Origin of the sequence: Pandoraea sp. E26, from assembly GCF_000681415.1 — a bacterium.
Lineage (GTDB): Bacteria > Pseudomonadota > Gammaproteobacteria > Burkholderiales > Burkholderiaceae > Pandoraea > Pandoraea pnomenusa.
Genome location: NZ_AYXJ01000030.1, coordinates 64,206 through 79,296 on the forward strand (window position 1 = coordinate 64,206; position 15,091 = coordinate 79,296).

At 64.1% G+C, this 15,091-nt stretch carries 14 protein-coding genes and 3 tRNA genes; 11 read left to right on the forward strand and 6 right to left on the reverse strand.

Annotation, left to right across the window (positions count from 1 at the left end; translation table 11 throughout):
- Positions 1-48 precede the first annotated feature (48 nt).
- Complete coding sequence (gene uvrC / locus W930_RS0118925; RefSeq protein ID WP_023594431.1) at positions 49-2,307, forward strand: excinuclease ABC subunit UvrC; 2,259 nt, start codon at positions 49-51, stop codon at positions 2,305-2,307.
- Between the two features lie 47 nt (positions 2,308-2,354).
- Here uvrC and kch read toward each other — a convergent pair whose 3' ends face one another.
- On the reverse strand, positions 2,355-3,581 hold the full coding sequence (kch, locus tag W930_RS0118930; RefSeq protein WP_024788600.1) for a voltage-gated potassium channel protein: 1,227 nt from the start codon (positions 3,579-3,581) through the stop codon (positions 2,355-2,357).
- 177 nt (positions 3,582-3,758) lie between these two features.
- On the opposite strand from kch, the gene pgsA reads away from it, so the two are divergent.
- The 8 genes from pgsA to W930_RS0118970 all read left to right on the forward strand — a co-directional run bounded on the left by pgsA (position 3,759) and on the right by W930_RS0118970 (position 7,931).
- Complete coding sequence (gene pgsA / locus W930_RS0118935) at positions 3,759-4,352, forward strand: CDP-diacylglycerol--glycerol-3-phosphate 3-phosphatidyltransferase (RefSeq protein ID WP_023594433.1); 594 nt, start codon at positions 3,759-3,761, stop codon at positions 4,350-4,352.
- 177 nt (positions 4,353-4,529) lie between these two features.
- A tRNA-Gly gene (locus W930_RS0118940) sits at positions 4,530-4,605 on the forward strand.
- Positions 4,606-4,654: 49 nt separating this feature from the next.
- Positions 4,655-4,730 (forward strand) — tRNA-Gly (locus tag W930_RS0118945).
- A 113-nt stretch (positions 4,731-4,843) separates the two neighbouring features.
- Positions 4,844-4,917, forward strand: a tRNA-Cys gene (locus W930_RS0118950).
- A gap of 206 nt (positions 4,918-5,123) precedes the next feature.
- On the forward strand, positions 5,124-5,516 hold the full coding sequence (locus W930_RS0118955; protein ID WP_023594434.1) for a DUF4440 domain-containing protein: 393 nt from the start codon (positions 5,124-5,126) through the stop codon (positions 5,514-5,516).
- A gap of 115 nt (positions 5,517-5,631) precedes the next feature.
- Positions 5,632-6,054, forward strand: a complete 423-nt coding sequence (locus W930_RS0118960; RefSeq protein WP_224785287.1) for a hypothetical protein — start codon at positions 5,632-5,634, stop codon at positions 6,052-6,054.
- A 327-nt stretch (positions 6,055-6,381) separates the two neighbouring features.
- On the forward strand, positions 6,382-7,305 hold the full coding sequence (locus W930_RS0118965; RefSeq protein ID WP_023872195.1) for a LysR family transcriptional regulator: 924 nt from the start codon (positions 6,382-6,384) through the stop codon (positions 7,303-7,305).
- A 212-nt stretch (positions 7,306-7,517) separates the two neighbouring features.
- On the forward strand, positions 7,518-7,931 hold the full coding sequence (locus W930_RS0118970; RefSeq protein ID WP_023594437.1) for a VOC family protein: 414 nt from the start codon (positions 7,518-7,520) through the stop codon (positions 7,929-7,931).
- 236 nt (positions 7,932-8,167) lie between these two features.
- Here the strand turns inward: W930_RS0118970 and W930_RS0118975 are convergent, their stop codons facing one another.
- The gene (locus tag W930_RS0118975) at positions 8,168-9,064 is read right to left on the reverse strand and encodes an oxidoreductase (protein ID WP_023594438.1); all 897 of its coding nucleotides are present in this window, start codon (positions 9,062-9,064) and stop codon (positions 8,168-8,170) included.
- Between the two features lie 5 nt (positions 9,065-9,069).
- Positions 9,070-10,302: an MFS transporter gene (locus W930_RS0118980; protein ID WP_023872194.1), complete on the reverse strand. Its 1,233-nt coding sequence runs from the start codon at positions 10,300-10,302 to the stop codon at positions 9,070-9,072.
- A gap of 150 nt (positions 10,303-10,452) precedes the next feature.
- On the opposite strand from W930_RS0118980, the gene gcvA reads away from it, so the two are divergent.
- The gene (gene gcvA / locus W930_RS28145; protein WP_023872192.1) at positions 10,453-11,418 is read left to right on the forward strand and encodes a transcriptional regulator GcvA; all 966 of its coding nucleotides are present in this window, start codon (positions 10,453-10,455) and stop codon (positions 11,416-11,418) included.
- 48 nt (positions 11,419-11,466) lie between these two features.
- Here gcvA and W930_RS0118990 read toward each other — a convergent pair whose 3' ends face one another.
- Positions 11,467-12,309, reverse strand: a complete 843-nt coding sequence (locus W930_RS0118990) for an MBL fold metallo-hydrolase (protein WP_023594441.1) — start codon at positions 12,307-12,309, stop codon at positions 11,467-11,469.
- 11 nt (positions 12,310-12,320) lie between these two features.
- Entirely contained in the window at positions 12,321-12,872 is a 552-nt protein-coding gene (locus tag W930_RS0118995; protein ID WP_023594442.1) for a hypothetical protein, read from the reverse strand.
- A gap of 144 nt (positions 12,873-13,016) precedes the next feature.
- Here W930_RS0118995 and W930_RS0119000 point away from each other — a divergent pair, with 144 nt between their 5' ends.
- The gene (locus tag W930_RS0119000; RefSeq protein ID WP_023594443.1) at positions 13,017-13,910 is read left to right on the forward strand and encodes a LysR substrate-binding domain-containing protein; all 894 of its coding nucleotides are present in this window, start codon (positions 13,017-13,019) and stop codon (positions 13,908-13,910) included.
- 202 nt (positions 13,911-14,112) lie between these two features.
- Here W930_RS0119000 and W930_RS0119010 read toward each other — a convergent pair whose 3' ends face one another.
- Entirely contained in the window at positions 14,113-14,859 is a 747-nt protein-coding gene (locus W930_RS0119010; protein WP_024788599.1) for a FadR/GntR family transcriptional regulator, read from the reverse strand.
- Between the last annotated feature and the right edge of the window lie 232 nt (positions 14,860-15,091).

The following is a 15,091-nucleotide window of genomic DNA, read 5'->3' on the forward strand; positions in this document are numbered from 1 at the left end:
CAAGTCGTCAGCGCGGCACTCGCAGTGAAGCCCCGATCGCCAGAGTCCATGACAGAAGACGCCAACGACGTCGTCCCTCCGCGCAAGTCCCGCAAGGCGAAAGCCGCCACGGCGACGGATGCCGCGCAACCGCCGGCCCCTTCGGCACAGACGGCGAACGACGCGCCGCTGTTCGACGCCCGCAAGTTGCTCGCGCAACTGCCCAATCTGCCGGGCGTCTACCGCTACTACGATGCGGCGGGCAACGTGCTGTACGTTGGCAAGGCGCGCAATCTCAAGAAGCGCGTGTCGAGCTACTTCAACAAGACGCAGCTCTCGCCGCGCATCGCATTGATGGTCGCGCGCATCGCGAAACTCGAGACGACCGTCACGCGATCGGAAACCGAGGCGCTGCTGCTCGAGAATAACCTGATCAAGGCGCTGCATCCCCGGTACAACATTCTGTTCCGCGACGACAAGTCGTATCCGTTTCTGAAGCTCACGCAGCACAAGTATCCGCGCATGGCGTATTACCGGGGATCGGTGGATCGTCGCGGGCAGTACTTCGGGCCGTTCCCGAGCGCGTGGGCCGTGCGTGAGAGCATCCAGATTCTCCAGAAGGTTTTCCAGTTGCGGACCTGCGAGGACTCGGTCTTTTCGAATCGCACGCGCCCGTGCCTGCTGCATCAGATCGAGCGGTGCAGCGCGCCATGCGTCGGCGCGATTCAGGACGAAGACTATGCCCGCGACGTGAACAATGCGGCGGCGTTCCTCTCGGGGCGCCAGAACGAAGTGCTCGGCGCGTTGGAGAGCAAGATGATGGCGTACGCCGAGGCGCTTCAGTTCGAGCAGGCGGCGGTCGTGCGCAATCAGATGCAGGCGCTTTCCGGCGTGCTCCAGCAGCAGTCGGTGGAGACCGCGGGCGATGTCGATGCCGACATTCTTGCTGTCGCCTACGCGGGCGGCCGCGCGTGCGTGAACCTCGCCATGGTGCGCGGCGGGCGTCACCTGGGCGACAAAGCGTACTTTCCGGCGCATGTGGAGCGTGGCGTCGAGGGCGGCATTGCCGACGAGTTCGACGAGGACGCCGCCATTCCGGCGACGGCCGCCGATGACGAATCGCACGAAGCCGGAACCGCCGGCGACATCGCGGGCGAGATGCCGTCGGATATGCCGTCGGATACGCCGTCGGCATCGCTCGAGTCGAGGTTGCTGGAGGCGTTCGTCGCGCAGCACTATCTGGGCCAGTCCGTGCCGCCGGTGCTGATCGTGAGCCACGCATTGCCGAGCGACGAGTTGCTCGCCGCATTGTCGGAGCAGGCCGGCCGCCGTATCGCCATGGTGCGGCAACCGCAGGGCCAGCGCCGCGCATGGCTCGACATGGCGTTGCAGGGGGCGCAGTTGGCGCTGACCCGGTTGTTGACGGAGCAGGGCAGTCAGCAGGCCCGAACGCGCGAGCTGGTGCAGACGATCGGGCTCGACATCGACGACCCGGCGCTGCTGCGCGTGGAATGCTTCGACATCAGCCACACGCAGGGCGAAGCGACGCAGGCGTCGTGCGTGGTGTTCCATCATCACAAGATGCAGACGAGCGAATACCGTCGCTACAACATCACCGGCATTACGCCGGGCGACGATTACGCGGCGATGCGTCAGGTGCTCACGCGCCGGTACGGCCGCTTGATGGAGGCGGCCGCCTCGACCGTGAGCGACGCGACTGACCCGTCGTCCGTGGCGGCCGATGTCGCGCGAGCGGAGGCCGGCACGGAGGTGATGCCCGACAGCGCCGCAGTGTCGGCGGGCGATGCAAGCCAGGTTAGCGGCGCGCCCGGGACGGCGGCTGCGCCGTCGGCGCCGTCGGACGCTTCGGACGTGGAGGGCAATCTGCCGCAACTGGTGCTGATCGACGGCGGCAAGGGGCAGGTCGAAGTGGCGCGACAGGTCTTCGTCGAGCTGGGCATCGACATCGGACGGCTGGTGGGGGTGGCCAAGGGCGAGGGCCGCAAGGTGGGCCTCGAGACGCTGATCTTCGCCGACGGACGCGCCCCGCTGGAGCTTGGGCGCGAGAGCGCCGTGCTGATGTTGATCGCGCAGATTCGCGACGAGGCGCACCGTTTTGCCATCACCGGCATGCGGGCCAAGCGCGCGAAGGCGCGCCAGACGTCGCGGCTCGAGGAGATCGAGGGCATCGGCGCGAAGCGCCGTCAGCGGTTGCTGATGCGATTCGGCGGGCTGCAGGGCGTGGCTTCCGCGAGCATCGACGAACTGGCAAGCGTGGAGGGCATCTCGACAACGTTGGCCGAGCAGATTTACCGCCAGTTGCATTGAGCGGCGTGTCGCCGATGCGAGGTTCGAGTCAACGGCCCGGTGGCGTCTCAGGTGTCGCCGTGGAACAGCAGCCGCATGACGGTCTCGTTGTCGACGGTTTCGCCGGAGAGCGTGCGTGCTAGCAGTTCGCCGCCGACCACCGGCGGCGCGAAGATCATGTCCGGCTGCACGCGCTTGAGCTTGCTCAGATGCTTGCTGTCGTTGACCGAAGCGATGGTGCGCACCGACGGTGCGATTTCCTTGGCGGCGAGCACGATGAAGGCGTTTTCGGAGTCGTCGGCCCGCAGCGCCAGCAAGGCTTTCGCGCGTTCGATGCCGGCATGGCTCAGCACATTGTTGTCGCTGGCGTCGCCGTGCATTACGTCGGCATCTTCCGGGTAGGGGTTGTCGGAGCCGTTGGCGATGATGACTGTGACGGGCCAGCCGCGCTTGGTCAGTTCGTGGTGGACGTTGACGGCGAGCGGCGACGTACCGGCGACGATGAAGTGGTTCTTTCTGATCACGTGAGTGAATCTCCCCGCGAGAATTTTCCTGAGATTGCCGCCGACGAGCGGGCCGATCACGACCGTCAACGAGGTCGCGAACACGCTGATGCCGAACAGGATGACGGATGCGGTGAACAATCGTGCATCGGTCGTATGCGGCACGATGTCGCCGTAGCCCACGGTGGTCATCGTCACGATGGCGAAGTAGAACGCCGTGGCGAGATCGGTGACGGCGGGCTGGAATTCGCGGCCGAGGTACATCGTGCCGAACGTCGAGTAGACGAGCAGTGCGAACACGGCCACGAGTGTGTAGAGCGTGGCGGCGGCGAAGCTGGCGCGGTCGAATTCGCGCCAATACCAAAGCAGCAGCGCGAAGCAGGCGACCGAGAGAACGAACGTGAGATCGAAGCGGATGTCGAGGTGGAAATTGATCGCGGCGGCGAGCGTGAGCATCACGAGCGTGAAGGCCCAGGCGGTGCGTGCGCGAATGGCGAGTCCGCAGGCGAGCGCGACGAGCGCCAGGCCGACGAGTGCGCGGGGCAAGTGAGAGAAGTCGATGCGCTCGATGGCGTTCAGGCCGAACAGCAGCCGGGGCAGGTGGGTGGCTTCGATGCGTTCGAGCGCGGACATGTCGCCGCGCACGAAGAGGTCGATGAGCAGGGTGCCGGGCACGCGCAGCAGCACGGAGGCGACGAGCAGCAGACCGTCGATCCCGACGAGCGCCGCGATGAGGATGTGCGGCGACAGCAGCGGCCGTCGCGGGGCGGACAGGGGCCAGGGCAGTTTCACGAGATCGGCGCTATTGGCAGGTGGTTGCGAGCAAGATAGGGGCACACCGGCGCACATGTCAACAGGCGCGCGGGCGCTCCGGCCTTGTCGCTGCGGGGCATACACGGCACAATGCGGGTCTGGTACGGCTGCCGAGTGCGCCGTGTGTCGACTGCTGTGTGCCGAACTCATGCTGCCATGCCTTTCAACGTCCCCATCTTCCTGACCTGGCTTCGGATCGTGCTGATCCCGCTGGTGGTCGGCGTCTACTATTTGCCGACGACGTGGCTGTCGTCGGTCGAGATGAACTGGGTGGCGTGCGCCATCTTCGTGCTGGCGGCGTTGACCGACTGGTTCGACGGGTTTCTGGCGCGGCGCTGGAACCAGACGTCGGCCTTCGGGGCGTTTCTGGACCCGGTGGCCGACAAGCTGATGGTGGCGGCGGCGCTGCTGATGCTGTTGCAGATGGGACGGATCAACGCGTTGGTGGCATTGATCATCATTGGCCGCGAGATCACGATTTCGGCGTTGCGCGAATGGATGGCGCAGATTGGCGCGTCGCGCAGCGTGGCGGTGCACCAGTTGGGCAAGATCAAGACGGCGGCGCAGATGGTGGCGATTCCACTGTTGCTGTTCAACGGCGTACTGGCGTGGGGCGGGTTGCGTTTCGACACGCGGTTTTGGGGCACGTGGTTGATTTACGTGGCGGCGGTTCTCACGTTGTGGTCGATGCTGTATTATCTGCGCCGCGCATGGCCGCAGATTCGCGAGCGTGGTGGCGTCAAGATGTGAGCGCAAGTCTCTGAGGATGCGGGATTTGCGCGGTGGAGGAGAAAAATCTCCACAAATTTTCGGTGCAGGTGCTTGACACTGAATCGCGGTTTGGACATAATCTCCTTCTCGCTGCTACGGCACTAGCCCGGCAGCGAAGTTTTAAGAAGTGGTTGGATTGGTAGTACGCATGACAATGCGGGAGTAGCTCAGTTGGTAGAGCGCAACCTTGCCAAGGTTGAGGTCGCGAGTTCGAGACTCGTCTCCCGCTCCAGTTTTCACACTGGACATTGAGTGAGTGAATCCTTGGTGTTCGGTGTCATGCGGGAGTAGCTCAGTTGGTAGAGCGCAACCTTGCCAAGGTTGAGGTCGCGAGTTCGAGACTCGTCTCCCGCTCCAAATCCAGAGGGAAGCCTGGCTTCCCTTTTTATTTGCCGAAGAGCCCACGGCGATCGATCCGACGGGCGCCCTCGATGGCGACAGCGAGTGGTTACAATGCGGCATATCCCGATGGCGGGATGGCAGAGTGGTCATGCAGCGGCCTGCAAAGCCGTGTACGCCGGTTCGATTCCGACTCCCGCCTCCAAAATTCAAAAGCCCTGACTTGTCAGGGCTTTTTCTTTTTCTACGCTGCTATGGTGCTTCAGCGCTAATCGGCGAGTTCATCTGTATATCGCTGGCGCGCCATGTCGAGTGTGCCGACGACTGCGATCGGCCAAGAGCGGTCGCTCGACGTAGATTCCCGATGCGGTGATAATTGGTCCCCAATCTCGACACCTTGCCATCCACGCAATGGAACGCGCTCGAATCACGGACCCAGCGCTTCTCTCCGTGCAAACCGAATTGTCATCGAGAGAACCGATTTTCCACCGGCCAGAGCGTGGAACCGACCGTGCGGCTTTCGAATCGATGACCGACGCCAGTTTTTGGGAGGTGGGAGCGTCGGGACGACTCTATAGTCGGCAGTACGTGCTCGACACGCTGGAGGAGCGATACGCCAGCCCGGTCGAAGACAATTGGGAGACGAAGGACTTTTTCTGCCAGGAAATTGCTCCCGATACTTACCTGCTGACATATACGCTGCTGCAGGGCGCTAAGACTACACGGCGCGCGACACTTTGGAGGCGTTCGTCCGAAGGCTGGAAGATCCTCTACCACCAAGGGACGATCGTTGAATCTCTGTAAATGGATCGGGAGGGTTTTTCGATTGGGATGAATCGACGTGTGTCTTTGGTGGTTCCAGAGCGAGCGAGACGACGTTGTTCGTCTGAGTGCGGTCAGAAGCGGACGATTGACGTCTGTGCTGGGTTCTTCGGCAATCTGCAACGACAGGCCACGACTTGATGTCGTTAAACAAATCTTCTTCGACATGGCACACGAATACCTCGTCATTTTTCAATACCACGAACCTGAACCACGACAGCTATTCGAGCGCGGAGTGATCGAAGATTATGAATCGATGACCGGAGTTTTCATCGCGGCGGAGTCAGCAGAAGATGCTTTGATTTGGTGCGAGGCAATCGCCCAAGAGGTCCTTTCGTGCTGCAATAACGACAGGTCGATAGCGTGGAAGCAGTTGGGGTATTCGTGTCGGATTGAATCCGATCCCGACACATCGCCATGGAGTCATTGTTTGGGCTTCTTTCAGCATGTGCGGGTCGGCGAAATGCCCAATGTCGACGCCATGGGTACCAACGCCTACGTTCTCTGGCAGAAGGGATAGCACGACTCTCCCACCACACGCTGTCCCAGTGACTGGTTTTGAGAAATGCGAGGGGCCGCATTGGGGCGTTAGCGCCCTGTCACGGCCGAGAACATTCGGCCAGACGAGGGCATCCACAATGGCGGCTCGACAGTTGTCCCCCCCCCGGGAATGGCTCCCCAATCGGATGACGGAAAGACCGCGACCTTCCCAGCGGCTCGTCTTGACGGTAGCATCGGCATGACCGCAATCTCGCGGCCCCGCGTTTGAGTCTCCTCTCCGTCTCCTATTGCGCCTCCTATGCCAGGTTCACGAGCCGCTTCCGTCGTCCATAGCGCATCCGTCCCTATGCTGCAGAGTCGCGGCGCACATCTCGACGACTTGCTGCTCTTCACCCTCGTGGTCGATGCCGGCGGATTCAGTGCCGCGGAGCGGGAGACCGGGATCGCCAAGTCGCGGTTGTCCCGCCGGGTGGCGACACTCGAGCGCGCGCTCGGCGTGCGGCTGCTGCACCGTTCGGGGCAAGCCTTCGGCCTCACGCCGGTGGGCGAGGCCGTGCTCGCGCACGCGCGAGAGGCCGCCGTGCACGTCGACAAGATCGGCGCCCTCACGCGCAATGCCGTTGCGGAGCCATCGGGCGTGATCCACCTCCACACGTCCGTGCTGATCGCCGAGACCACGCTTCCCCCCATCCTGGCCGAGTTCGCGCGCGCGCACCCGGGCGTGCGGGTGCAGTTGACGCTTTCGAATCGCTTTGTCGATCTTGCCGAGGAGCGACTGGATCTGGTCATTCGCGCGGCCGTTGTGCCTCTCGCCTCGGAGGACGTGATCGCCATGCCGGTGGCGACATCGGCGTCGATGGTCGTAGCCCATCCGTCCTTGCTGAATGCCGACGGTCCGCCCGCGCGCCTCGACGAGTTGTCCGCCTACCCCTGTCTCGCGCAGGGCACGCTGGCAAATCCGCGGCCATGGCAGTTCGTCGACGCAGATGACAAACCGATCGATATCGCCATCACGCCAGGCATTGCCGTGGATAACCTGCTGGTCATCCGCGAACTCGCACTGCGCGGCGCCGGCATGGCACAGTTGCCGTCCTATCTTTGCCAGGACGCCATCGATGGCGGCACGCTGGTGCCCGTGCTGCAAGCCGTGCGCTCGCGCCCGGCCACGCTTTACGCCATGTATCCCAGCCGGCGCGGCATCACGTCGGCCGTGCGTGTGTTCCTCGAACTCTTGCGCGCAAGGTGGGCGTCCGATCCGGCCACCGCCTGATCGCTGGTGTCCTCCCGTCCTCATGTCCGTTGGGGGGGGCGTTCCAGTTCCGCAACGCCTCGTTGCAACCTGTAGGCTTCCTGTCACGGGAGCGAGCCGGTAAGGTACGCCGGATCGACGGCCCCGGTCGTCAGTACAGTGCCGTGACAATCGCTGCACGGCTTACATTCACCCCCAAGTCCACATATCGCTCGATGACAGGAAGCCAGATCATGACCAAGCAGATTTTCATCAACTTGCCCGTGACACACCTGCCGCGATCCCAGGCCTTCTACGAGGCCATCGGCGCGGTCAACAACCCCGCGTTTACGGATGAAACCGCGGCATGCATGGTGATCTCCGAGACGATTTACGTCATGCTGCTGACCCACGACAAATGGCGCCAGTTCACGGGTAAGCGAATCGTCGATGCGCACGCGGAGGCCCAGGTATTGCTGTGTCTGTCAGCGGGTGGACGGGCGGAGGTGTCCGAACTCGTGCAGAAGGCGACCGACGCCGGCGGCAAGGCGGACCCCACGCCTGTTCAGGATTTCGGCTTCATGTACGGACGCAGCTTCGAGGATCTGGACGGTCATATCTGGGAGGTGATGTGGATGGACCCGGACGCCATTCCGCCTCACGGTTGACGGCCTGACGACGTCGCGCGGCTCGCGAACACGATGCAAGCCGCACCGTTGTTATGAGCCGTCAGTCACTCCGGCTGGCGACGTCTCGTGACGTAACAGTCATTGCCGTCACCCCGGCGACGACACATGCCCGCCCCAGTCAGGCCGATGGGGATAGCAATTTTGTCTTGCCATGTCGTTGCGTCGTCGTTTGGATCAACCGCAGCGTCCGCCGACACGATGACGCCTTGCCACGCCTAGCCCGGCCCATCGCTGGCCGCCGCGAGAAGCGGCACGATCAGATCGCTGATCGGCGTCGGAATTCCATGAGCGCGACCGTATCGTTGCACGACGCCATTGCGGCAATCCCACTCGAGCGGGCGATTCCCCTGCCGGTCGGCAAGGATCGACGTCCCGAGATCGGGCGGCGCCCGGTGGAACCCATCGACGATCGCACGCGGCACGTCATCGTCCAGCTTCGCACCCTCGGCGCGGGCGACTTCGAGACACTCCCGCAGGTAAGCGAGCGACAATGCGGTGATGTCGCTTCGCGAGAACATGCCCGCGCGACGCCCCGTCAGCACCATGAGGCCCGCCACCGCGTTCTGCAAGAGCTTTCGCCACGCGAGCGTCACGAAATTTTCCGCCACCTCCACCGAGCATCGCGTGCCGCCCAATGCCGAGACCACGCTTCGGCTTTCCGGCACATCGGGCAGCGTGATCCGGGGACTTGCGCGCAACCACACCGACGCGTCGGATTCGCGCTGCGCGGGAAACCAGACGACCGAAGGCAGGACAGTCGCGCCTGACGCATACGGTGCGAAGGCGGTCTTCTGCTCGACGCCGTTCTGCAACACGCAGACAACCGATTCCGCATGGCAAAGCGCGGAGATCCAGGGCGCCGCGCTTGTCACCTGCGTCGCCTTCACCGCGATGAACACGAGATCGAACTTGTCTTTCACCGCCCGGGGATCGGTCACGACCGGTCCGGGCACGACGATCTCGCCGTCATCATGGCGCAGCACCAACCGCTCGTGCGCCGAGCGGCCGCAGATCATCGGCGTGCGTCCCGCCTCATGAAGGGATGCCGCCACTGTCGTTCCGATGGCGCCCGGACCGACGAGGGCGACAGAGGGGAGGTCTCGCGTTGTCATAGGGTTCATCCGGTTCGATCATCTGCAAGGTGAGGGCGCAGGGCCAGGGCAAGAGGAACGATCGCCAGGGCGGTGAGCGCGGTCGCGTAGGTGGCCGCCTGCACGCCGATGCCGTCGCCCAGAAAGCCGTAAAGGACCGGCGATATCGCGCCGGACGCAATCGTGCCCGTGTAGAAAATCGCGAATGCGCGCTCGGCGCCTTCGGGCGCCGTCAACTCCGGAACGGTGCCGTACAACACCGACGATGTGCCATTGAGCATCATGCCCAGCATCGGCAGCAGCACCATGGCGAGGGGCAGCGGCAGGTAGATCAGCGCGACGATACTCACAGCGGTGCCGCCCTCGGTGAACAACACCGTGCGCACCACCCCCATGCGCGCCCCCAGCCAGCCGCAGACGAACTTGCCCGCCGCGCCGCCAACGAAGACCAGCGCGAGCGCTGTTCCAAGAAGTCCAGGCGAGATGCCCTTGGCCTCCAGCAGGAAAGGCAGGAAGGTTAGCAGCCCCATGCGGACCGCCGTGTCCAGCACGCCGATGGAAAACAGGGTGGAAAATCCGCGCTTTCCGGTACCTCCGCGATCACCGCGTTGCCCGGGCGGCGCTTCCGCTTCCGCTTCCGCTTCCGCCGCCGTGCCGGCGCTGCGGGGGACGGCGGGAAACATGAGTACGATGACGGCCGCAACAATGGCGCCCATGGCGGCGACGATCCATAGCGCGTGTCGCCACGACATTACTGTCACGAGCACCGAAATGGCCGCCGGAAGGATCGACTTTCCGAGGTCGCCGGAGAAATTGTAAAGACTGAGCGGACCTCTTGCATCGCGTCCGAAGGTGCGCGAGACGGCGCCCGATGCGATGGGGTGCTGCGTGCTCGATCCGCTGCCCGAGATCGCCAGCGCCACGCACAAACCGATCAGGCCGCCGGACATGCCTGCGATGGCGTAGCCGAGCGCGGCCAGGAGCGTACCGCTGGCAAGCGTGACGCGACTGCCCAGTCGCTGTGCCAGCCATCCGGCGGGCAACTGCAATGCCGCCATTGCACCTGCGTAGATGCCGCGCAGGATCGCCAGAGCCGCAAAGTCGAGTCCGAATTCGGACTGCCACACCGGCAGCAGCGCATAGATCATGTCGGTGTAGCCGTCGTGCATGGCGTGCGCAACGCAGGACAGCCACAGCACGCGTGGTCGTGATGGCATGGCCTCCCGAGCAAGCGGAGGGGAAAAAACCGGCAGGCGCATCGTTATTCTCTCCGGGCGAGCGGGGGGCGGATTGTCATCGAAAGCCGCTCGCGCTGTCACTTTCTGGCTCGATGTGGAAAATTCTATGGCCGGGATGCCCGATAGTTCAATTGAGCTAAAATCGCGTCAATAGAGAGAAAAAGTCACGTCATGAATGCGAACCCAGGCGCTTCGAAGTCCCGCACCGAGTTGCCCCCGCTCAACGCATTGCGTGCCTTCGATGCGGTTGCGAGGCATGGCAGTTTCGCGGGCGCGGCAGCGGAACTGCACGTGACGCACTGGGCCATCGGAAAGCAGATCCGGTTGTTGGAGGACTGGTTCGGCCTGCCGCTGTTCGACCGTCGGCCGCGGGGTGTCGTGTTGACCGACGAGGGCGCCGCGCTGCTGAGCGACGTGAGCAGTGCGTTCGAGTCCCTCGGTACCGCGGTGGTGCGGTTGCGTCACAACACGGCCAGGCAGCGGATATCCGGGGTCGTGCGGGTGAACGTGCCGATGAGTTTTGCGTTCTGCTGGTTGCTGCCGCGATTGGCCGATTTCCACTCGCGATACCCGGACATCGACGTCAGGGTGTCGACCACATCGCGCAGGCTGCGCTACGTCGCCGACGCGTTCGATATCGGGGTTCGTTCCGGTCCGGAGCAGGGTGCGGGGGTCGTATCGCGGCCGTTGATGCCCGACGTGCGCATCCCGGCCTGCAGTCCCGCGTTGCTGCGCCGGCATCCGATTCAGCACGTGGCCGACCTGCGTCAACATACACTGCTCCACTCCGCGACGACACGCGCCGCCTGGTCTCACTGGTTGAAGGAGGCGGGCGCTCCCGATCTGCGAGCGGCGCGTCACGTCGAGTTCGATCACGTGAATCTTCAGTTGGGCGCAGCCATCGAGGGACTGGGCGTGGCGCTGGCGTCGCTGCCGCTGATCGCGCGCGATCTCGCCGAAGGGCGCCTCGTGTGTCCCATCGCGTCGCCCGCATGGCGTGCCGACGACTACATGCTGGTGACGAACGCCGACCGCGCCGACGATGCCGCCGTGTCCGCTTTCGAGCAGTGGATGAAGGACATGGCGATCCATGAGGCCGGACCGGCTCGTCAATTGCAGAACATCGCAAGGCCCTGACGCGGCAGGTCTTACGGCTTTCACGAGAACGTCGCCCCGAGGGCGCGACTATGCTTCGTACTGCAAATCGAATCCCCCATTGACCCGACCAATCCGCGCGAACCCGAGTTCGCCGAGATGCATCCCGGCGATGCGCAGGCGTTCGGCGCTCACACGATCCAACAGGCGTGAACGAGTGACGGCGGCCAGCGATGCGTCCTGATCGAAGGCGATGGAAACCTCGGGGCGCTGAATCTGGATGTGCGGGAAGTGCACCACGTCGCCCCAGACCAGCAGGCCCTCGTCGCCCGATTCGACCACATAGCCCGTGTGCCCTTCGGTATGTCCCGGCAATGGCATCGCGTGAATACCGGGCGCCACCTCGCCGTCGTCGAAGAGGCAAAGCCGGTCGCGATATACGTCGAACGCCGTGCGTGCGATCAGAAAATTCCCGCGTGCGCGCTCGTTGGCCCGGTTGAGATTCGCGTCGTCCTGCCAGAATGCGATTTCCTTGCGATGCACCACGAGCGACGCGTTCCCGAAGGCCGCGTGCCCTTCGCTGTCCACTAGTCCGCCGACATGGTCCGGATGGGCGTGGGTGAGCAGTACCGTATCGATGCTGTCCGGCTGGATGCCGGCGCGCCTGAGATTCGCCACCAGGCGCCCACCCCATTGCCGGATGCCGCCGGCGCCGGCATCGATGAGCAGCGTGCGGCCCGCGCCGCGCACGACGTAGCTATTGATGTGGATCGCGCCGGGTTCCGTCTGTCCCGCGGCGCGCTGCATTCTGGACGCGTCTTGCGCGTCGATGTTCGACAGAAGATCGAGACTTGCGGTGAGATAGCCGTCGCTGATGGCAGTGATCGTGAAGTCCCCGACGTGTTGTGTGGGGAAAATGGCGCTATTCGACATATCGGATCCGTTCATCGTTGGCGACGCGCGAGCGCGTCGGCGTGTGTGAGCTGCTTCGTCATCGGTGCATAAAGACAGACGCCATTCGCGATCCGACCGGCGCGCTGCAGTGCTTGCGCCATTGTCCGCGGCAGTACGGCGAGCCAACGTAGCGCCGGAGATTTCTCGAGTGCCACGGCGCGCATGGCCAATGGTTCCAATCCCACGGCATGCAGGTGCTCGGGGCCGCGCGCGTCGAGCGCGAGGCATTCGTCGACTTGCACGGCCGGCGCCGGCCCGATGCCGCCGTACAGATTGCGGTGCCAATCGGTGATGTGCGGCTGCCACTTCGCGAAATTGCCGCCGCCTTTGCGTCGATACTCCTCGCCGTGCAGCACGTCGATTCCGTGCACGGTGTGAAGCGCGAGATAAGTCGGGCATCCGTCACTGATCGCCTTGAAGCGCTGCGATGTGTGAAATCCCGACACGCCAATGAGCGCCGGCAGTTTCTCGAGACTGTAGAAGTCGTTCCATTCGGCTTCGCAAGTGGGGTCGGCGAAGCTGCATTCGACGGTGTAGATCATTGACGGGTTGGCGCGGATAACGCGTGTTCATTGCGGTAACGTAATGCTAGGCTCCAGATTTCCGTCAATAAATCGAATAATGCTCAGGCTTCAGTGACATTTGCTCAAGCTGAAGGCGACCCACCCTGTACCCGCGAGACATTCATGAGCCGAAAGATTCCGAGCAATTCCGCGCTTCAGGCCTTCGAGGCGGCGGCCCGGCATGGCAGCTTCGCGCGCGCTGCCGAAGAGTTGTCGCGTACGGAGGGCGCGGTCAGCCGCCAGATCGGGCGGCTGGAGGCGTTCCTGGGCGTCACGTTGTTCGAGCGCATCGGCAACCGCGTGCGGCTCGCGCCCAATGGCGCTCGCTACGCCGGGCAGGTGCGCGAGATTCTCGACCGGCTCGAGCGCGACAGTCTTTACCTGATGGGGCAGCCCAGCGAGGGTGCCAGCCTCGACGTGGCGGCAAGCCCGACGTTCGCGATCCGCTGGCTGATTCCCCGGTTGAAGCACTTTCACGACAAGCATCCGAACATCACGGTGCACATCGCCGAACGCATCGAGCCGTTTCTTCTGGCGGGAAGCGGCTTCGACGCGGCGATCCATTTCGAGCACCCGGCATGGGCGGGCATGCATGTGCATGCGTTGATGGAAGAAGTGCTGGTGCCGGTGTGCAGTCCGGCGCTGCTCGCCGGCGCCGGCAAGCACGTCTCGCTCAACGCACTGCCTCGCCTGCACCGACGTCAGAATCCGGATGCCTGGCAACGCTACGCGCAGGAGTTCGGCATCGCCCTGTCCAACCCGGCGGTGGGCGCGCGGTTCGATCTTCACTCCATGCTGATCGAAGCCGCCATTGCCGGTCTTGGCGTGGCGCTGGTGCCACGTCTGTACATTGCCGCGGAAGTGGCGCAGGGCCGCCTGATCACGCCATGGCCGGACAGCCGCGCGGTCACCAAGCGCTTTTGTCTGGTGCTGCCCGACCCCATCGAGTTGAGCGCGTCACCGATGCAGGCGTTCGCCAGATGGTTGCTCGACGAGGCCAGTCATCTGACGCCCTGATCGCGACCCTCGGCGCGTGTCGCAGCGGACATCGAAGATGACGGCCTAATCGGCCCGAATCGCGTGGCGATGCCGTCGCTGGGCGAAATGAAGACGGCGATGGCCGGCATCGACATGGCCGGAGCGGCCGAGATGGATGCAGGGTACCGCCGCGCGATTCGCAGCGATCCGTACGGACTCGCCGCGTTCGCGCCGCGCGGGCTCAGCTCGGTGAGGCTGCGGATTCCTGAGCGCGACGCAGACGCTCGCGGCTGTTGGTGAGGTGCGTGCGCATTGCCGCGCGCGCCGCTTCCGGGTCGCGTCGCGCAATGGCGTTGTAGATGTCTTCGTGCTCGCGGTTCACGCGATTCAGGTACGACACCTGGTCGTCGTCGGCCAGCGCGGCGGAATTCACCCGCGTGCGCGGAATGATCGTGTTGCCGAGTTGCTCCAGAATGTCGTGGAAGTAGCGGTTGCCGGTGGCGTTGGCAACTTGCAGGTGAAATGCCACGTCGGCGGTCACGGCATTGCCCGTGCGCTGGCGCACATGCATCTCGAAGTCGTCGAGCGCCTGGCGCATCAGCTTGAGTTGCGTGTCCGTGCGACGGTTGGCGGCCAGCCCGGCGGCCTCCGTCTCGAGCGAGATGCGCAGCTCCAGGATCGCCATCACGTCGAGCATGGTGAGAATGCTGTTGGTATCGACCTGAAGCGCGTTCTCGCGCGGCGCCTCGAGCACGAAGGTGCCGATGCCGTGACGCGTCTCGACCAGCTGCGCCGCCTGCAGTCGCGAGATGGCCTCGCGTACCACGGTGCGGCTGACGCCCAGACTTTCCATGATGGCCGACTCGGTCGGCAGCTTGTCGCCCGGGCGGAACGTGCCGCTGCGAATCTGCTCGGACAAGGCGCTCACGACCTCTTCGGTGAGGCTGCGGGACTTGCGGCGAGGACGAGCGGGCAACGAGCTGGACATGGACATGGCGTCGGTTCGAATGTGGAGAGCGTGAAAAAACGCTCCCAGTTTACCTCATCGACCGTCGCATACATACGACAACCGATAAGAATCGACCGCCAACGCCACGGCCCAGTCCACATCAGGCGTCGGCGGTCGAAAATGCTGCCTCGTGCGACTTCTCGCGACCCTTCGGATCGATCCGGGGCGGCACGCGCACGGCGCCGCCCGGATCGTATTGCGAACACCCTGG